The sequence below is a fragment of the Streptomyces sp. NPDC032721 genome, assembly GCF_055579625.1.
Map to the genome: position 1 here is coordinate 199793 of NZ_JBVIMX010000002.1, position 19731 is coordinate 219523.

The window sequence follows — 19731 nt, forward strand, 5'->3', positions numbered from 1 at the left end:
AGCTGAACCAGATGCGCTTCAACCGGATTCTGCTCTCCGCCACCCTGGTGGTCGTGGCCCTGGTCATCCAGGTCACCGTCCTCGCCAGACTCCAGCTGCCCGGCGCCGTACCCGACCTCACCCTCCTCGTCGTCCTCGGACTGGCCTTCGTCTACGGACACGTCGGCGGCGCCCTCATCGGCTTCGGCGCGGGACTCCTCGCCGACCTCGCCCCGCCCGCCGACCACGCGGCCGGCCGCTACGCACTCGTCCTGTGCGTCATCGGCTACCTCGCCGGACTCGCCAAGCCCGAGAACGGACGCCTGCGCTCCGCCACCGCCCCGATGCTCGTCGTGGTGGCCGCCGCGATCGGCTCCACCCTGCTGTACGCGGGCGTCGGCTCGCTCGTCGGCGACACCGCGGCACGCCACGTGGGCCTGGGCGGGCTGCTGTTCACCGCCGCCCTCTACGACCTGCTGCTCGCCCCGTTCGTCGTCCCCGGCATCATGGCGCTCGCCAGACGCGCCGAGAACGACCCCTTGTCCGAAACCTCGTCCTCCGGCGCCGACGTCTCCTCCGGCTGGCTCTCCTCCGGCACCGGACTGCGCATCGGCCAGCAGAAGGGCGGCCTGCGCATGCGCGCCGCCCGCAACCGCGCCCAGCGCGCCGGACGCATCAAGGGAGTGAAGCGCCTGTGAGCAACATTCCCGAGACGGGCCGCACCCCCCGCGTGCAGATCCGGCTCATCGTCATCCAGGTCCTGGTCTTCTCCCTGCTGCTCACCCTCGGCGGACGCCTCTGGTACCTCCAGATCCGCAACGGCGAGGAGTACATCAACGAGGCGAAGAACAACCACGTCCAGCAGGTCGTCCAGCCCGCCGTACGGGGCTCCATCCTCGACGCCCGGGGCGTACCGCTCGCCGACAACGAGACCAAGCTGGTCGTCTCCGCGTCCCGCACCGAGCTGATGAAGATGAAGGACGACGGCAAGGCCGTCCTCGCCCGGCTCGCCGACGTGCTCGACATGAAGCCCAAGGACGTCGCCGACAAGGTCCGTCTCTGCGACGCCAAGACCCCGCAGCCCTGCTGGAACGGCTCCCCGTACCAGCCGATCCCGGTCACCAGCAAGGCCACCACCCAGCAGGCCCTGCAGATCCGCGAGCGCGCCGAGGACTTCCCCGGCATCACCGCCGAACCCACCGCCGTGCGCCGCTACGCAGCCCCCGGCAAGGCCAACACCGCCCAGGTGCTCGGCTACCTCTCGCCGGTCACCGACCAGGAGATCGAGAAGGCCAAGGACAGTTCCTCGCCGTACCTGCGCTCCGACCAGGTCGGCCGCTCGGGACTGGAGCGGACGTACGACAAGTACCTGCGCGGCAACGCCGGAGTCACCCGCTACGAGGTCGACAACCTCGGCCGCGTCATCGGCCTTGCCAAGGCCGACAAGGCCAAGCCGGGATCGAACGTCGTCACCAGCATCGACGCGCGCGTGCAGGCGGTCGCCGAGTACGAACTCCTCGATGCGATGAAGGAAGCCCGCAAGGGTTTCGACAAGAACACCAACACCAACTACAAGGCCGACGCGGGCGCCGTCGTCGTCCTGGAGTCCAAGACCGGCCGGGTCGTCGCGATGGCGTCCAACCCGACGTACGACCCCAACTCCTGGGTCGGCGGCATCTCCGGCAAGGACTACGCCAAGCTCACCGGGAAGGACTCCAACTTCCCGCTGCTGAACCGCGGCATCCAGGCGCAGGCCGCCCCCGGCTCCATCTTCAAGGTGATCCCGACGACCGCCGCCGTCAACGCGGGCTACGACTTCAACGGCAGCTACCCCTGCCCCAGTTCGTACTCCATCGGCGGCCAGACCTTCACCAACTACGAGTCCAAGGGCCACGGCAACATCAGCCTCGGTGGCGCACTCGAAGTCTCCTGCGACACCGTCTACTACGCACTCGCCCACCAGCAGTGGCAGCGCGACGGCGGCACCAAGCCGAAGAAGGACGCCAAGGACTGGTTCTACAAGACCGCCCACCAGTTCGGCCTGGGCAAGGAAACCGGCATCGACCTCCCCAACGAGGTCGCCGGACGGGTCCCCGACCGCCAGTGGAAGCAGCGCTTCTGGGCGGCCAACAAGGACGCCTGGTGCAAGCAGGGCAAGAAGGACGGCAGCTTCGTCGAGAAGATCGCCTTCGAGAACTGCATCGACGGCAACCAGATGCGCGCCGGTGACTCTGTCAACTACTCCATCGGCCAGGGCGACACCCTCGTCACCCCCATCCAGATGGCGTCCATCTACGCGGCCATCGCCAACGGCGGCACCCTGCACGCCCCCTCCGTCGGCAAGGCCGTCATCAGCGCCGACGGCAAGCAGGTCAACGAGATCAAGCCCGAGGTCAGGGGCAAGCTCCCGATGAACCAGGCCACCCACAAACTGATAGACGAAGCCCTCGCGGGAGTCGCCACCCGGGGCACCGCCGCCTGGAGGTTCCAGGGCTGGCCCCAGGACAAGATCCCGATGCACGCCAAGACGGGTACCGCCGAGGTCTACGGCAAGCAGACCACCTCCTGGTTCGCCACGTACACCAAGGACTACTCGATCGTCATGACCATCGCGCAGGGTGGCACCGGCTCCGGCGCCTCGGGTCCCGCCGTGCGAAAGATCTACAACGCGCTGTACGGGCTGGACGCCGCGGGCAAGTTCGACCCGAAGAAGGCACTCCTGCCGCAGCCGCAGAGCGGCCTGCCGAAGATCGAGGCGGACGGCTCCATCGACGCCCCCGCCATCAAGCCGTACGTGCCCGAACCCAAGGACGCCGAAGGCACCCCGGCCCTCGCGGGACCGCCCGCCGCCGGCCCCGGCCGCAACAACAACACCGCCGGCCCCGGCCGCAACCCCGTCAACGGCACGGGACCGGGCAACGGTCCCGGAAACGGCCCTGGCAACACCGGTGACGTCTACCAGCCAGTGGGGGACTGACATGAGCACCCACGGCTTCTCCGTCAAGCGGTACACCCCCGAGCGGGGGGCGTTCGCCCGACTCACCGCCCGCGACTCCCTCGTCCGCAGGCTCGACTGGCCGCTGCTGCTGTCCGCACTGGCCCTGTCCGGCATCGGCTCGCTGCTCGTCTGGTCCGCCACCCGGGGCCGCGACACCCTCAACCACGGCGACCCGTACTACTTCCTCCTGCGTCACCTGATGAACACCGGCATCGGCTTCGCCCTGATGGTCGCCACCATCTGGCTCGGCCACCGCACCCTGCGCGGCGCCGTCCCGGTCCTCTACGGGCTGTCCGTCGTCCTGGTGCTCGCCGTGCTCACCCCGCTCGGCGCGACCGTCAACGGCGCGCACGCGTGGATCGTCATCGGCGGCGGCTTCTCGCTCCAGCCGTCCGAATTCACCAAGATCACGATCATCCTGGGCATGGCGATGATGCTCGCCGCCCGGGTCGACGCGGGCGACCAGGCCCACCCCGACCACCGCACCGTACTGAAGTCGCTGGGCCTCGCCGTCGTGCCGATCATGATCATCATGCTGATGCCGGACCTCGGCTCCGTCATGGTCATCGCCATGATCATCCTGGGGGTGCTGCTGGCGTCGGGCGCCTCCAACAGGTGGGTGTTCGGCCTGGTCGGCGCGGGTATGCTCGGCGCCGTGCTGGTCGCCGTCCTCGGCCTGCTGGACGAGTACCAGATCAACCGCTTCGCCGCCTTCGCCAACCCCGACCTCGACCCGGCGGGCGTCGGCTACAACACCAACCAGGCGCGCATCGCGATCGGCTCGGGCGGCCTGTTCGGGACGGGACTCTTCAAGGGGTCGCAGACCACCGGACAGTTCGTCCCCGAGCAGCAGACCGACTTCGTCTTCACCGTCGCGGGCGAGGAACTCGGCTTCCTGGGCGCCGGAGCGATCCTCGTCCTGCTCGGCGTCGTCCTGTGGCGGGCCTGCCGCATCGCCCGCGAGACCACCGAGCTCTACGGCACGATCGTCGCCGCCGGCATCATCGCCTGGTTCGCCTTCCAGTCCTTCGAGAACATCGGCATGACGCTGGGCATCATGCCCGTCGCCGGACTGCCACTGCCCTTCGTCTCCTACGGCGGATCGTCCATGTTCGCGGTCTGGGTGGCCATCGGACTGCTCCAGTCGATCAGGGTGCAGCGGCCGATAACCGCATAGTCCCCGCTCCCCGCCCCGCCGGGGGGACTGTCTGACAGCCCGTACGGCATCTAGATTCATGTCATGGCGGACACGAAGCGCGAGATCGAGCGAAAGTACGAAGCCACTACGACACCCCCCGGCGAAGAACCCCGGCTGCCCGACTTCCTCAAGGTGGCCGGGGTTTCGTCCGTCCGCGACGAGGGCACGGCGGAACTCGACGCCCTCTACTACGACACCGACGACCTGGCGCTCGCCGCCCACGCGATGACCCTGCGCCGCCGCACCGGCGGCGACGACGCGGGCTGGCACCTCAAACTCCCCGTCTCCCCGGACGTACGGGACGAGATCCGCGCCCCCCTGGGAGCCACCGGCGGCGAGGTCCCGCGCGTACTGGCCGGGCTGGTGCGGGCACGCACCAGGGGAGCGCCACTGGCCCCCGTCGTACGGCTGAGGTCGTCGCGCCGGGTACGCCACCTGCTGGACGCGGCGGGGGAACCGCTCGCCGAGGTCAGCGTGGACTCGGTGCACGCACAACGGCTGGGCGGCGGCGAGGAAGTGTCCGCCTCCTGGACCGAGATCGAGGTGGAACTCGCCGACGAGGGCGAAGTGGCCTTCCTGGACGCGGTGGAGAAACGACTGCGCAAGGCGGGGGTGCGGCCCTCGGCGTCCCCGTCGAAGCTGGCACGGGCCCTGGAGGAGACCGGGGGAGGGCCCTCGCGGGAGCCCGGCCCGGCGGCCTCCGGGGCCGGTGACACCGCCGGGGGACAGGTCCTCGCCTACCTGCGGGCCCAGGCCGAGGCGATCGTCGCCTACGACCCCGCCGTACGGCGCGACCTGCCCGACTCGGTCCACCAGCTGCGGGTGGCCACCCGCCGGATGCGCAGCGCCTTCAAGACGTACCGGAAGGTCTTGGACCGCACCGTCACCGACCCGATCGGCGAGGAACTCAAGTGGCTGGCGGGGGAGCTGGGGGTCGACCGCGACCAGGAGGTGCTGCACGCCCGCCTCCAGGAACGGATCGCCGCCGTGCCGCGCACCCTGCTCCTGGGCCCGGTACGCGGCAGGCTGCGCATCTGGTCGGTCGCCCGGCGCAGCGGCTCCCGCCGCAGAACGCTGGCCGCACTGAACTCCCGCCGCTACCTGGACCTGCTGCTCTCCCTCGACGCCCTCCTGGCGGACCCGCCGCTGCGCAAGGCGGCAGGACGGAACGCGGCGGACGTCCTGCCCGGCATCCTGGCCAAGGACCACGCCCGCCTGGCCACCCGTACCACCCACGCCCTGTCCCTGCCCCCGGGCACCGCGCGCGACGTCGCCATGCACGAGGCCAGGAAGGCCGCGAAACGGCTGCGCTACGCCGCCGAATCCGCACGCCCCGTCCTGGGCAAACCCGCCGACCGCCTCCGCAAACGGGTCAAGGCCCTGCAAGGCGTGCTGGGCGAGCACCAGGACAGCGTGGTCGCCCGCACCGAACTGCGGAACCTGGCCGTCCAGGCACACGCGGCGGGGGAGACGGCGTTCGTCTGGGGGCTGCTGTACGGGCAGGAGGAGGCGGCGGCACAGGAGTGCGAGCGGGAGCTGGCGAGGGTGTGGGAGAAGGCGAGCGGGAAGAAGGCGGTGGGGTGGCTGGGGGTGTGAGGGGCGCGGGGGCCTGACGGGCGGGCGGACCGGGGCGGGATCCTCCCTTGTCGGCGGCCCCCGGCCCCCGCCCGTGCAATCCGCACCGCCAACCCGAGTTAGGCTTGAGGGTCCCCCTGCCCGCTCATGAGAGACACCGCGATGCCTGTTGAGTCGGTCTTCCCCCGCCTGGAAGCCCTCCTGCCGCACGTGCAGAAGCCCATCCAGTACGTCGGCGGTGAGCTGAACTCCACCGTCAAGCCGTGGGACGAGTGCGACGTCCGCTGGGCGCTCATGTACCCGGACGCGTACGAGGTCGGGCTGCCCAACCAGGGCGTCATGATCCTCTACGAGGTGCTCAACGAGCAGGCGGGCGTCCTCGCCGAGCGCACCTACAGCGTGTGGCCGGACCTCGAAGCGCTGATGCGCGAGCACCAGGTCCCGCAGTTCACGGTCGACGCCCACCGCCCGGTGAAGAACTTCGACGTCTTCGGACTGTCCTTCTCCACCGAGCTCGGCTACACCAACATGCTCACCGCGCTCGACCTGGCCGGCATCCCCCTGGAGTCCCGCAACCGCACCCTGGACGACCCGATCGTCCTGGCCGGCGGCCACGCGGCCTTCAACCCGGAGCCGATCGCCGAGTTCATCGACTGCGCCGTCATCGGCGACGGCGAGCAGGCGGTCCTCGACATGACCGCGATCATCCGGACCTGGAAGGCGGAGGGCCGCCCCGGCGGCCGCGAGGAAGTCCTCCTGCGCCTCGCCAAGACCGGCAACGTCTACGTCCCCGGCTTCTACGACGTCGAGTACCTCGCCGACGGCCGCATCGCCCGCGTCGTACCCAACAGGTCCGGGGTCCCGTGGCGCGTGTCCAAGCACACCGTCATGGACCTCGACGAGTGGCCCTACCCCAAGCAGCCCCTCGTCCCCCTCGCCGAGACCGTCCACGAGCGCATGTCCGTGGAGATCTTCCGCGGCTGCACCCGCGGCTGCCGTTTCTGCCAGGCCGGCATGATCACGCGCCCCGTGCGGGAGCGAAGCATCACCGGCATCGGCGAAATGGTCGAGAAGGGTCTCAAGGTGACCGGCTTCGAAGAGGTGGGCCTGCTCTCCCTCTCCTCCGCCGACCACACCGAGATCGCGGACATCGCCAAGGGCCTCGCCGACCGGTACGAGGAGGACAAGATCGGCCTGTCCCTCCCGTCCACCCGCGTCGACGCCTTCAACGTGGACCTCGCCAACGAGCTCACACGCAACGGGCGCCGCTCCGGCCTCACCTTCGCCCCCGAGGGCGGCAGTGAGCGCATGCGCAAGGTCATCAACAAGATGGTCTCGGAGGAGGACCTGATCCGGACCGTCTCCACCGCGTACGGAAACGGCTGGCGCCAGGTCAAGCTGTACTTCATGTGCGGCCTGCCCACCGAGACCGACGAGGACGTCCTGCAGATCGGCGACATGGCGGTCAACGTCATCGCCGAGGGCCGCAAGGTCTCCGGACAGAACGACATCCGCTGCACCGTCTCCATCGGCGGCTTCGTGCCCAAGCCGCACACGCCCTTCCAGTGGGCCCCGCAGCTGAGCGCCGAAGAGACCGACGCACGCCTCACCAAGCTCCGCGACAAGATCCGCGGCGACAAGAAGTACGGCCGCTCCATCGGCTTCCGCTACCACGACGGCAAGCCCGGCATCGTCGAAGGACTGCTCTCCCGCGGCGACCGCCGCGTCGGCGACGTCATCCGCGCCGTCTACGAGGGCGGCGGCCGCTTCGACGGCTGGCGCGAGTACTTCAGCTACGACCGCTGGATGCAGGCCGCCGAGAAGGCGCTCCCCGCGTACGGCGTCGACGTCGACTGGTACACCACCCGCGAGCGCACCTACGAGGAAGTCCTCCCCTGGGACCACCTCGACTCCGGCCTCGACAAGGACTGGCTCTGGGAGGACTGGCAGGACTCGCTCGACGAGACCGAGGTCGAGGACTGCCGCTGGACCCCGTGCTTCGACTGCGGCGTCTGCCCGCAGATGGACACCAGCATCCAGATCGGCCCCACCGGCAAGAAACTGCTGCCGCTGAGCGTCGTCAAGTAACCACCGGGGTACGCGCGCGTGGCCCGAGTGCCCGGAGCACCCGCGCGCCCGTCCGTACTCCGGCAGAGGCCCGGCCACAGGGGAACACCCCCGGCCGGGCCTCCGCCGTGACCACGGCACAATGCTCGGCATGGTCACGCCAGCCCCGCCGCCCGGACTCGTCGAGCCCACCACCCGCCTCCAGGACTCCTTCCTGGAGGCGATGGACGAGTTCGCCGCCGACACCGGATCGTTCATGGGCCGCACCCTGGTCGGCGAACTGGCCGAGTACGGCGAGCGGTGGCACGACCCGGCCGTCTTCGCCCGGTACGTGGCGGCAGTACGCGCCGACGCCCGGCCGGACACCCCGCGCCCCGTCGGCACCGTGCCCGTCACCACCCTCTGGTGGGCGGCCGGCGACACCTACCTCGGCCGCATCGCGATACGCCACCGCCTCACCCCCTTCCTCGCTGAACTCGGCGGCCACATCGGCTGCGGCGTACGCCCCACCGCCCGCCGCCGGGGCCACGCCACGGGAATGCTGCGCGGCTGCCTCCCGTACGCCCGCACCCTCGGCATCGACTCCCTCCTCGTCACCTGCGACACCGCCAACACCGGCTCCCGCAGAACCATCGAGGCCTGCGGCGGCGCCCTGGAGGACGAGCGGCAGGGAACCCTGCGCTACTGGATCCGAACCGGCCGCTGACGCGTCCTGGAAGGGAAGACGGGGAGGACCGGAATGGATCTCGAAAAACAACCACAACCACAACCACAACCACAACCACACGCGCCACGGCCACAACAGCAGCAGAGGCCCGAGCAGCGGCCCGAACAGCAGCAGGAAGGCTGTCTGACCGCCTTCGTACGGATCCCGGTCCGGGTGGTCGTGCTGATCGTCGTCGTCCCCGTACGGGTGGTCTGGGACCTGCTCCGCACCGGCGGCGCCCTGACCCGCCGCGCGGCCACCGGACTGGGCCGCGCCCTCTTCGTCACCTTCCCCACCTGGCTGTACGAGACACTGCTCACACCACTGGGCCACGGCCTGCGCCATCTGGCCAGGGCCGTCCTCGTCACCCCCTGGACGGCACTGTGGCGCCACGCACTCGCCCCCGCCGCCACATGGCTCTACGCGCGCGTGCTCACCCCTCTCGGCCACGGCCTGCGATGGCTGGCGGTACTGCTGGGCGTACGGATGTGGGCGGGACTTCACCGGTGGGTGCTGGCCCCGGCCGGACACGGGCTCCTGTGGCTCGCGAAGCTGCTGTTCGTGTCGCTCTGGGTGGCGCTGTGGCGGTACGCCGTCCAGCCGCCCGCCAACTGGCTCTACGCGCGCGTGCTCACCCCGGTCGGCCACGGCCTGCGGTGGCTGGGGCTGAACCTGGGCGCGGGAGCCGTCGTCTGCCGGCGTGGACTGTGGGCAGCCGCCGCCTGGTGCGTGAGGACGCTGCTGGTGCTGCCGGTCACCGCCCTCCACCGGTACGTACTGACACCCCTCGGGCACGGCCTGCGCCGACTGGGCACCGCGCTGCGCACCGCCGCAGCAGCCACCGGACACGCCCTGTGGGCAGCCCTCAAGTGGGCCGGGACCCGGCTCCTGGCCGCCCCCGCGGTGTTCCTCTGGCGCAGTGTGCTCACTCCGCTCGGCCACGGCGTCTGGTGGGCCGTACGGGGCTTCGGGCGTGCGGTGGCGTGGGTGGTGATGACGCTGCTGGTGGGGCCCGTGGTGTGGCTGGGCAAGGAGATCGCGGCCGCACTGAAGATCTGCTGGCAGGTCGCCGGATACGTCTCCCGGGCGCTGGGCCGGGCCGTGAAGTGGCTCGCCTGGAACACCGTCGGCCGCCCGGTCCGCTGGGTCTACCGCAGCGTGCTCACCCCGCTCGGCCACTGGCTGCGCGACGGAATCTGGCACCCCGTCAAGAACGCAGCCGCCCGCACCGGACGGGCCGTCCGAGGGGCCGGCCTGGCCGCCGGGGAAGCCGTCCGCACCGCACGGCACACCGCCCGCGAAGCCCTCGCCTCGGCACGCGCCTCCGTCCGCGCCGCCCGCAAGGACGCCTGGCGGGCCCTGGTGGGCGGCGCAAGCCCTGAACCGGAACCCGTCCCGGTACCGGCACCCTCACCCGAACCCGCCGTCGTGCAACCGTCCCTGGTCAAGGAGGGCTGAGCCCAGCCAGGGCCCCCTCGCACCCCGACAGGGCGCCCGTCACCCTCCGCGGGAACCATGCGCGCCCCCGGCGCGTACTCTGGGTAGTACAACGACTGCCCCCGGCGCAGCACCCGGACCCGAGATCTCCCAGCGGAGCAACCCGCAGGGGTGAGCCGGACCACGGAGATGCCGCACGGGGTCACCCACAGGCCTGTGGGCGCGCGGAAGACGCGCCGCCCCGCACCGAGGAGAAGAACCACTGGGCAAGCGACAGCCCGAAGGCCCGCCGCCCGCACCGGCGGTGCAGCGCATCCGACTGCGCTACACCAAGCGCGGCCGCCTCCGGTTCACCAGCCACCGTGACTTCCAGCGCGCATTCGAGCGGGCCCTGCGCCGCGCCGAGGTGCCCATGGCGTACTCGGCGGGCTTCACCCCGCACCCCAAGGTGAGCTACGCCAACGCGGCCCCCACCGGCACCGGCTCCGAGGCCGAGTACCTGGAGATCGCCCTCACCGCACCGCGCGACCCCGCCACACTGCGCGGACTGCTCGACGAGTCGATGCCCGACGGCCTCGACATCACCGACGCGGTCGAGGCCCGCACCTCCGGCCTCGCCGACCGGCTGACCGCCTCCATCTGGGAACTGCGGCTGAACGGCGTGGGCGAAGAGGAAGCGGCCAAGGCCGTGGAAACCTTCCTCGCCGCCGAGACCGTCGAGGTCCAGCGCCGCACCAAGAACGGCATGCGCAGCTTCGACGCCCGCGGGGCCGTCGTCGAGATGACCGCACTGCCCCCGGCCGAGGCGCTCGACGGCGGAGCCGGCGATAGGACCACGGCGGAGCCCTGTGCGATACTGCGGCTGGTAGTGCGGCACATGACACCTGCCGTACGACCCGACGACGTCCTTTCCGGTCTCCGCGCTGTGGCCGACCTGGCGCCGCCGGTCCCCGCAGCGGTGACCAGGCTGGCGCAGGGGCTTCTCGACGAGGAGTCCGGAACGGTGACCGACCCGCTCGCGCCCGACCGCGAGGCGATGCAGGCAGGCTCTACCACAGCCCCCGCACCCGCCGCCGCGAAGGCGCCTGAAGGTTCCGGTTCCGCCTGAGGACGGTCGTTGTAGCGCAGCCCTGGTACTCGGGAGCCACCTGGGTCGGGCCGCGTACTGACCAGGACTTTCGCCAGGCCGTACGCCACGAGGCATACGGAACCGGCGAGTTGGACAACAGCTCCCGTGCGGCGCCCGCGCCCCGGACGGTGGCCCCGCGCAACGCGCGTGGGCCGCGGCCGGACCGGATTCAGGCGCGGCGCCCGGGAGCGTGACGGGAGAACCCCGCATGCTTGAGCCGATCGAACCCGTTGAGGCCGACCACACTTCGCCCAGCGACACACTGCCGCCGCGCCGCAGGCGCCGCGCGGCCTCGCGTCCCGCCGGACCCCCCGGGGGCGGCGCGACCACGCACCAGCAGCAGGACCAGCCGGACCAGTCGGATGCCGCCAAGACCGTAGAGGCCGCGGCTCCGGCCATACCGGCCGGAGAGGGTGCCGTGACCGACACCACTGACCAGACCAGCAACAACGACGAGAGCGCCGCCCCGGCCCGGCCGCGCCGCCGCGCCGTGCGCAAGGCGACCGCCCCGGCGGGCTCGCCCGCACCGGCCGCCACCACGCAGGACACCCCGGCAGCAGCCGAGGCGCCCGCCGCCGTGGCTCCGGCTGCCGAGGCTCCGGCCGTCGAGGACGCCCCGGCACCGCGCACGCGCCGCCGCGCCGTCCGCAAGGCGACCGCCCCGGCGGGTGCCCCCGCGGAGACCGCCGCAGAGGCCGTCGCGGAGGCCACCACCGACGAAGCCCCGGCCGCCGAGGCCGTCGCCGCGCCGACCCGTCGCCGCGCCACCCGCAAGGCCACCGCTCCGGCGGGCGCGCCCGCCGCCGAGACCGTTGCCGAGCCGGCCGCCGTCGCCGAAGAGGCTCCGGCTGCCGAGGACGCCCCGGCGCCGCGCACGCGCCGTCGTGCCGTCCGCAAGGCGACCGCACCGGCTGCCGAGGCCGTCGCCGAGGAGAGCCCGGCCGTGGCCGAGGCTCCCGTACAGCAGGACGCACCTCAGCAGGAAGTACAGGACGTGCGGCAGGACGAGGACACGGCCGCTCCGGCGCCGCGCACCCGTCGCCGGGCGACCCGCAAGGCGACCGCCCCGGCGGGCTCGCCCGCGCCGGCCGCCGAGCCCGTCGTCGAGGCTCCCGTACAGCACGACGTACAGGCGGAAGCACCGCAGCAGGAAGCACAGGACGTACGCCAGGACGAGGAGACGGCCGCTCCGGCGCCGCGCGCCCGTCGTCGGGCCGTACGCAAGGCCACCGCGCCCGCCCCCGTCGAGGAGGCACCGGCCGCCGAGGAGACCGTGGCGGAGCCCGTCGCCGCGGCCGAGCCCGAGGCCGTCGAGGAGGAGGCGCCGCGCGGTCGCACCCGCCGCCGGGCGAGCCGTCCGGCCGCCACCCCGAAGTTCACGGCGGAGCCGGCCGCCCCGGCCGCCGAGCCTGCTTCGGCCGCCGCGCCCGCCGCCGCGAAGAAGGAGGCGGCCGAGGAGTCGTCGCCGCGCTCGCGCCGCCGTGCGCAGCGCCCCGCCGTCGCCGTGTTCCAGGCGCCGGTCTTTTCCGAGCCCATGTTCCAGACGCCGGAGACCGCGGCCATGGCCGCCGTCGCCGAGCCCGTCGAGGAGCCGGAGGAGGGCGAGGAGACCGAGGCCGAGACCGTCGTCGAGGCTCCGGTCCAGGAGGCCGCCGAGCCCGCGCAGTCCGGTGGCCGCCGTCGCCGCCGCCGTCGCGGCGAGTCCGCCGACGACGTACAGCAGCGCCGCGCCGAGGCCCCCGTGCAGGAGGCCCCGCAGGACGACGCCGACGAGGACCCCGAGCCGCAGCACGAGGCCGAGGGCCACGACGAGTCCGACGACGCCGACGACCGCAGGGCGCGCCGTCGCCGCCGCGGTGGCCGCCGCCGTCGCCGGGGCGAGGCCCTGGACGCCGACGACAACGACAGCAACGAGAACCACGGCCGCACCGACAGGGGCGACCGGAGCGACCGGGCCGAGGACACGGACGACCCGCAGCCCGCCGTCGCGCAGGACGTCGCCGACGAGGACGACTCCGAAGACCACGACGACGAGCACCAGGGCGGGGCCGGCTCCTCCAGCAGCCGTCGCCGTCGCCGCCGTCGCCGTCGCAGCGGAGACTCCGGCCACGACGAGGCCTCCAACGGCACCGACGACCCCGAGCGCACCGTCGTCAAGGTCCGCGAGCCCCGCAAGAAGGAGGCCGTCGCCGACCGCGAGCCCGGCACCGGCTTCGACGAGGTCCAGTCCATCAAGGGCTCGACCCGCATGGAGGCCAAGAAGCAGCGCCGCCGCGAAGGCCGCGAGCAGGGCCGCCGCCGCGTCCCGATCATCACGGAGGCCGAGTTCCTGGCCCGCCGCGAGGCCGTCGAGCGCGTCATGGTCGTCCGGCAGAACGGCGAGCGCACCCAGATCGGTGTCCTTGAGGACAACATCCTCGTCGAGCACTACGTCAACAAGGAGCAGTCGACGTCCTACGTCGGCAACGTCTACCTCGGCAAGGTGCAGAACGTCCTCCCCTCCATGGAGGCCGCGTTCATCGACATCGGCAAGGGCCGCAACGCCGTCCTGTACGCCGGTGAGGTCAACTTCGAGGCGCTCGGCATGGCCCACGGGCCGCGCCGCATCGAGACCGCCCTCAAGTCCGGCCAGTCCGTCCTCGTACAGGTGACGAAGGACCCGATCGGCCACAAGGGCGCGCGTCTGACGAGCCAGGTGTCCCTGCCGGGCCGCTACCTCGTGTACGTGCCCGAGGGCTCCATGACCGGCATCAGCCGCAAGCTCCCCGACACCGAGCGGGCGCGTCTGAAGACCATCCTCAAGAAGATCGTCCCCGAGGACGCGGGCGTCATCGTGCGCACCGCCGCCGAGGGCGCGAGCGAGGACGAGCTGCGCCGCGACGTCGAGCGTCTGCAGGCACAGTGGGAGGACATCCAGAAGAAGGCGAAGAGCAGCAACGCCGGCAACGCGCCGACCCTGCTCTACGGCGAGCCGGACATGACCGTCCGTGTCGTCCGCGACATCTTCAACGAGGACTTCTCCAAGGTCATCGTCAGCGGTGACGAGGCCTGGCAGACCATCCACGGTTACGTCGCCCACGTCGCGCCGGACCTCACCGACCGGCTCTCCCGCTGGACCTCCGAGGTCGACGTCTTCGCGACGTACCGGATCGACGAGCAGCTGATGAAGGCGCTGGACCGCAAGGTCTACCTGCCGTCCGGCGGTTCACTTGTCATTGACAAGACCGAGGCGATGATCGTCGTCGACGTCAACACCGGGAAGTTCACCGGGCAGGGCGGAAACCTGGAGGAGACCGTCACCAAGAACAACCTGGAGGCGGCCGAGGAGATCGTCCGTCAGCTGCGGCTGCGCGACCTCGGCGGCATCGTCGTCATCGACTTCATCGACATGGTCCTGGAGAACAACCGGGACCTGGTGCTGCGGCGACTGCTCGAATGCCTGGGACGCGACCGCACCAAGCACCAGGTCGCCGAGGTCACCTCGCTGGGCCTGGTCCAGATGACCCGCAAGCGGGTCGGCCAGGGCCTCCTGGAGTCCTTCTCCGAGACCTGCGTCCACTGCAACGGGCGCGGCGTCATCGTGCACATGGAGCAGCCCACCGCGATCGGCGGGGGCGGCGGCTCCAAGCGCTCGAAGAAGCGCGGCAAGGGCGGCAGCGCCGGCGACCACGAGCACGCCGGTGACCACGGTCACGAGCACGAGAGCGGCCACGGTCACGACCATGGTCACGACCACGGCCAGGACGAGGTGCACGAGACCGAGAGCGAGGCGGAGGTGGCTGCCGAGGCGGCCGCACCGATCGCGCTGCCGGCGCCTGACTTCGTACCGGACGAGGAGCTGTACAGCAGCGCCGCCGAGGCGGAGGCGTCGGCCACGCGTGGCCGTGGCCGCCGCCGGTCCCGCAAGGCGTCGGCCCCGGCCGGTGCGCCGCGCGGCAAGACCTCGCCGGCCGACTACATCGAGCACGCCTCGCCGATGCGGGCGAAGGGTGCCGAGGCGGCGGAGGTGACCGGGGCAGAGACGCAGCCGGTGGCCGAGGCCGAAGTGGCTCCGGCCCTCGTGGCCGAGGCGGCTCCGGCCGTCGAGACCGCTGCTCCGGCTCCCGTCGAGGACGCTGTGGCGGCCGAGACTGTGGAGGCCGTCGAGGCGGAGGTGGCTGTGGCCGCGCCGCGCGGCCGTCGTCGGGCGACCCGGAAGGCGTCCGCTCCGGCGGGCTCGCCCAAGGGTGCCGAGGCGCCTGCCGCAGAGGTGACCGTGGTCGAGGAGCCGAAGGCGGAGGCGGCTGTGGCCGTCGAGCCGGTGGCCGTCGAGCCGGTTGCCGCTGAGCCGGTGGCCGCCGAGGCGCCGGTCGAGGCCGTCGTCGAGGCCGCTCCGCCGAGGGCCCGCCGCCGGGCGACCCGCAAGGCCACCGCCCCCGCGGGTTCGCCCGCCGGGTCGGTCGAGGCCGCCGTGCTCGTGGTGGACACCACGCCGTCGGCAGCCCCGCAGGCCGAGACGGACAAGCCCGCTTCGGACGGTGCGGCCGAGGCCGTGACCGTGGCGGGCGAGGGTGACGAGGCTCCGGCCCCGGCCCCGGCCAAGAAGACGGCACGCAAGACCGCCGCCAAGAAGGCCGCACCCGCGAAGAAGGCTGCCGCCAAGAAGACGACGGCCAAGAAGACCACCGCGAAGAAGACCGCCACCAAGACGGCGGCCACCAAGACCGCGGCCAAGAAGACTGCGAAGAAGACGGCCGCGGCGGAGCAGACACTGCCCACTGTGACGGCTCCCGCGCAGGACTGACGCAGTACCCGTACAACCGCAGTGCAGGCTGTACCTGAAGTACCCGCAGTACCCAGCGGAACCGGCCCCGGTCGGAAGCAGGGTGGCCAGTGCCCGAATCAGGCACTGGCCACCCTGGTATGCGGGAGCATCCGGGAAATTCCCCGGATCACCCATGCCCCACGGCCGCGAAATGTCCCTGAAAGACGGAGAGTTCGTAACCCCATGAGCAACAGCGCCACCCCCCGCCCCATACGCAAGGCCGTCATCCCGGCCGCGGGCCTCGGTACCCGCTTCCTCCCGGCGACCAAGGCGACGCCCAAGGAAATGCTGCCGGTCGTCGACAAGCCCGCGATCCAGTACGTGGTCGAGGAAGCCGCAGGGGCGGGACTCTCCGACGTACTCATGATCACCGGCCGTAACAAGCGCGCCCTCGAAGACCACTTCGACCGCAACTACGAGCTGGAGTCCGCCCTCACCAAGAAGGGCGACGCCGACCGCCTCGCGCGCGTGCAGGAGTCCAGCGACCTGGCGACCATGCACTACGTCCGCCAGGGCGACCCGCGCGGCCTCGGCCACGCCGTCCTGTGCGCCGCCCCGCACGTCGGCGACGAGGCCTTCGCCGTCCTCCTCGGCGACGACCTGATCGACCCCCGCGACCCGCTGCTCGCCCGTATGGTCGAGGTCCAGCAGACGTACGGCGGCAGCGTCGTCGCGCTGATGGAGGTCGACCCGGAGCAGATCCACCTGTACGGCTGCGCGGCCGTCGACGCCACCGAGGACGGCGACGTCGTCAAGATCCACGACCTGGTCGAGAAGCCGGCCACCGCGGACGCCCCCAGCAACCTCGCCATCATCGGCCGCTACGTCCTGGACCCTGCCGTCTTCGACGTCCTGCGCGACACCGAGCCCGGCCGCGGCGGCGAGATCCAGCTCACCGACGCCCTGCAGACCCTCGCCCAGGACGAGAAGGTCGGCGGCCCGGTCCACGGCGTCGTCTTCAAGGGCCGCCGCTACGACACCGGCGACCGGGGCGACTACCTGAAGGCCATCGTCCGCCTCGCCGCCGAGCGCGCCGACCTCGGCCCGGACTTCAAGACGTGGCTGCGCGGCTACGTCGCGGAGGAGATGTAGGCCCCACGGGCCTGCCCCCTTCCGTCCCACTCTCTGCCCCTGCTCGACCTGCACGACCTGCTCGAAGGAGAAACCCATGATCGGCCTGGTACTGGCGGCGGGCGCCGGACGGCGTCTGCGTCCCTACACCGACACGCTGCCCAAGGCGCTCGTCCCCGTGGACGGCGACACCACCGTCCTCGACCTGACCCTGGGCAACTTCGCCAAGGTCGGACTCACCGAGGTCGCGATCGTCGTCGGCTACCGCAAGGAAGCCGTCTACGCGCGCCAGGCCGAGCTGGAGTCGAAGTACGGCGTGAAGCTCACGCTCATCGACAACGACAAGGCCGAGGAGTGGAACAACGCCTACTCCCTGTGGTGCGCCCGAGAGGTCCTCAAGCAGGGCGTGATCCTCGCCAACGGTGACACCGTTCACCCGGTGTCCGTCGAGGAGACCCTCCTCGCCGCCCGCGGCAAGGGCCAGCAGATCATCCTCGCCCTCGACACGGTGAAGAACCTCGCCGACGAGGAGATGAAGGTCATCACGGACGAGTCCGGCGCCGTCAGCCGCATCACCAAGCTGATGGACCCGGCCACCGCCTCCGGCGAGTACATCGGCGTCACCCTCATCGAGCCCGAGGCCGCCGTCGCCCTAGCCGACGCACTGAAGGCGACCTTCGAGAAGGACCCCGACCTCTACTACGAGGACGGCTACCAGGAGCTCGTCGACAACGGCTTCCGCATCGACGTGGCCCCGATCGGCGACCTCAAGTGGGTCGAGATCGACAACCACGACGACCTCGCCAGGGGCCGGGAGATCGCGTGCCAGTACTGACCCGGCTGATCCCCTCGCCGGTCGCCGTCGACATCTCCAGGGGCGCCCTGGACGATCTCGCCGGCCTCCTGGCGGACCAGCGGATCTCCGGCTCGGGCAAGCTGGCCATCGCCATCAGCGGCGGGTCGGGACGGGTGCTCCAGGAAAAGCTGGCACCCGTCCTGCCCGACGCCGACTGGTACCCGGTCGGCGCGGGCACCATCGACGCGGCGGTCGCACTCGCCGAGGAGATGAAGGGCCGCAAGCGGTACGACGCGGTCGTCGGACTTGGCGGTGGCAAGATTATTGACGTCGCCAAGTACGCCGCCGCCCGGATCGGCCTGCCCATGGTCGCCGTCGCGACGAACCTGTCGCACGACGGACTGTGCTCCCCGGTGTCCATCCTGGACAACGACAACGGGCGCGGTTCCTACGGCGTGCCCACGCCCATCGCGATGCTCATCGACCTCGATGTCATCCGCGACGCCCCCGCCCGTTTCGTACGTTCGGGAATCGGCGACGCACTGTCCAACATCTCCGCCGTCGCCGACTGGGAACTGTCCCACGAGATCAACGGCGAAAAAGTCGACGGACTCGCCGCGGCCATGGCCCGGCAGGCCGGCGAAGCGGTACTGCGCCACCCCGGCAACATCACCCAGGACGCGTTCCTGACAGTGCTGGCGGAAGCACTCGTACTGTCCGGCATCTCCATGTCGATCAGCGGCGACACCCGGCCCTCGTCGGGTGCCTGCCACGAGATCAGCCACGCCTTCGACCTGCTCTTCCCGCAGCGCGCCGCGCTGCACGGCGAACAGGTCGGCATCGGCGCGGTCTTCGCGATGCACCTGCGCGGCGCACACGAGGAGGCCGGACTGTTCGCCGACGTACTGCGCAGGCACGACATGCCGGTACTGCCCGGCGACATCGGCTTCACGGTCGACGAATTCGTCCAGGCGGTGACGTACGCGCCGCAGACCCGCCCGGGACGCTTCACCGTCCTGGAACACCTGGACCTGTCCCAGGACGGCATCAGGGACGCCTACAGCACCCTGGTGAAGTCCGTCGGCGCGTCCGCTGGACAAGCCGGCAGCGGGCGATAGCCCGGTTTGACCCGGCCGGGCCAGGTCCCGTAACTTTGACCGTCGGCGTCTTTTAGTGCGCCAAACCCCTGAGCAATCCCCTCCTGAACCACTTCGGTGCGTACGGGAGAGGCCGCTCGTCCTGTTTCACGCCGGAAGCGGCTGGCATCAGGGGTCCCGTCTTCGAGTGAGAGTGAGATCCGCGTGTACGCCATCGTGCGCAGCGGTGGTCGCCAGCACAAGGTTGCTGTCGACGACATCGTTGAGGTTGACAAGATTTCCACTGCCAAGGTTGGCGACACGGTCGAGCTTTCGACTCTGCTCGTTGTCGACGGCGACTCCGTCACCAGCGACCCGTGGGTCCTGGCCGGGATCAAGGTCACGGCCGAGGTCGTGGACCACCACAAGGGCGAGAAGATCGACATTCTCCGCTACAAGAACAAGACCGGCTACCGCCGTCGCCAGGGTCACCGCCAGCAGTACACGGCGATCAAGGTCACCGGTATCCCCACGGCTGCGAAGTAAAGGGACTGAGACATGGCACACAAGAAGGGCGCATCGTCCACTCGGAACGGTCGCGACTCCAATGCCCAGCGGCTCGGCGTGAAGCGCTTCGGCGGTCAGGCCGTCAACGCCGGTGAGATCCTGGTCCGCCAGCGCGGCACCCACTTCCACCCGGGCACGGGCGTCGGCCGCGGTGGCGACGACACGCTGTTCGCTCTCGCCGCCGGTGCGGTCGAGTTCGGCACGCACCGTGGTCGCAAGGTCGTGAACATCGTTCCGATCGCCGGCTGAACAAGCCAGCTTTCGTAGCGGACCCCGAAAACCGGGGTCCCGAGCGATACACAGCACGTTCCGAGGGCGGACGCTCTTT

Annotated in this window: 14 protein-coding genes; all 14 read left to right on the plus strand. The window is 71.2% G+C overall.

Annotation, left to right across the window (positions count from 1 at the left end; genetic code table 11):
• Positions 1-11 precede the first annotated feature (11 nt).
• The 14 genes from mreD (at position 12) to rpmA (ending at position 19652) form a co-directional block, all read left to right on the plus strand.
• Positions 12-677 carry a rod shape-determining protein MreD gene (mreD, locus tag ACZ5PB_RS07105; protein WP_468688544.1) on the plus strand — a complete coding sequence of 222 codons (666 nt, stop codon included), beginning with the start codon at positions 12-14 and terminating at the stop codon, positions 675-677.
• Positions 674-2956: a penicillin-binding protein 2 gene (mrdA, locus tag ACZ5PB_RS07110; RefSeq protein WP_468688546.1), complete on the plus strand. Its 2283-nt coding sequence runs from the start codon at positions 674-676 to the stop codon at positions 2954-2956. Before mreD ends, mrdA begins: the two co-directional genes overlap by 4 nt.
• Position 2957: 1 nt before the next feature.
• The gene (rodA, locus tag ACZ5PB_RS07115) at positions 2958-4154 is read left to right on the plus strand and encodes a rod shape-determining protein RodA (protein ID WP_468688548.1); all 1197 of its coding nucleotides are present in this window, start codon (positions 2958-2960) and stop codon (positions 4152-4154) included.
• A 63-nt stretch (positions 4155-4217) separates the two neighbouring features.
• Positions 4218-5771 carry a CYTH and CHAD domain-containing protein gene (locus ACZ5PB_RS07120; protein ID WP_468688550.1) on the plus strand — a complete coding sequence of 518 codons (1554 nt, stop codon included), beginning with the start codon at positions 4218-4220 and terminating at the stop codon, positions 5769-5771.
• A gap of 141 nt (positions 5772-5912) precedes the next feature.
• The gene (locus ACZ5PB_RS07125) at positions 5913-7838 is read left to right on the plus strand and encodes a TIGR03960 family B12-binding radical SAM protein (RefSeq protein WP_468688553.1); all 1926 of its coding nucleotides are present in this window, start codon (positions 5913-5915) and stop codon (positions 7836-7838) included.
• Positions 7839-7968: 130 nt separating this feature from the next.
• Complete coding sequence (locus ACZ5PB_RS07130) at positions 7969-8523, plus strand: GNAT family N-acetyltransferase (RefSeq protein WP_468688555.1); 555 nt, start codon at positions 7969-7971, stop codon at positions 8521-8523.
• 33 nt (positions 8524-8556) lie between these two features.
• Positions 8557-9981 (plus strand): hypothetical protein, encoded by a 1425-nt coding sequence (locus ACZ5PB_RS07135; protein ID WP_468688557.1) that lies wholly within the window; start codon positions 8557-8559, stop codon positions 9979-9981.
• Positions 9982-10264: 283 nt separating this feature from the next.
• Positions 10265-11068 (plus strand): TIGR03936 family radical SAM-associated protein, encoded by an 804-nt coding sequence (locus tag ACZ5PB_RS07140; protein ID WP_468688558.1) that lies wholly within the window; start codon positions 10265-10267, stop codon positions 11066-11068.
• A 229-nt stretch (positions 11069-11297) separates the two neighbouring features.
• Positions 11298-15872 (plus strand): Rne/Rng family ribonuclease, encoded by a 4575-nt coding sequence (locus tag ACZ5PB_RS07145; RefSeq protein WP_468688560.1) that lies wholly within the window; start codon positions 11298-11300, stop codon positions 15870-15872.
• Between the two features lie 204 nt (positions 15873-16076).
• Entirely contained in the window at positions 16077-16985 is a 909-nt protein-coding gene (gene galU / locus ACZ5PB_RS07150) for a UTP--glucose-1-phosphate uridylyltransferase GalU (RefSeq protein ID WP_468688562.1), read from the plus strand.
• A 76-nt stretch (positions 16986-17061) separates the two neighbouring features.
• Positions 17062-17799 (plus strand): phosphocholine cytidylyltransferase family protein, encoded by a 738-nt coding sequence (locus tag ACZ5PB_RS07155; RefSeq protein ID WP_468688564.1) that lies wholly within the window; start codon positions 17062-17064, stop codon positions 17797-17799.
• Positions 17787-18878 carry an iron-containing alcohol dehydrogenase family protein gene (locus ACZ5PB_RS07160; RefSeq protein ID WP_468688565.1) on the plus strand — a complete coding sequence of 364 codons (1092 nt, stop codon included), beginning with the start codon at positions 17787-17789 and terminating at the stop codon, positions 18876-18878. Before ACZ5PB_RS07155 ends, ACZ5PB_RS07160 begins: the two co-directional genes overlap by 13 nt.
• A 183-nt stretch (positions 18879-19061) precedes the next feature.
• The gene (gene rplU, locus ACZ5PB_RS07165; RefSeq protein ID WP_185026398.1) at positions 19062-19382 is read left to right on the plus strand and encodes a 50S ribosomal protein L21; all 321 of its coding nucleotides are present in this window, start codon (positions 19062-19064) and stop codon (positions 19380-19382) included.
• Positions 19383-19394: 12 nt separating this feature from the next.
• Positions 19395-19652, plus strand: a complete 258-nt coding sequence (rpmA, locus tag ACZ5PB_RS07170) for a 50S ribosomal protein L27 (protein WP_018103204.1) — start codon at positions 19395-19397, stop codon at positions 19650-19652.
• Positions 19653-19731 lie beyond the last annotated feature (79 nt).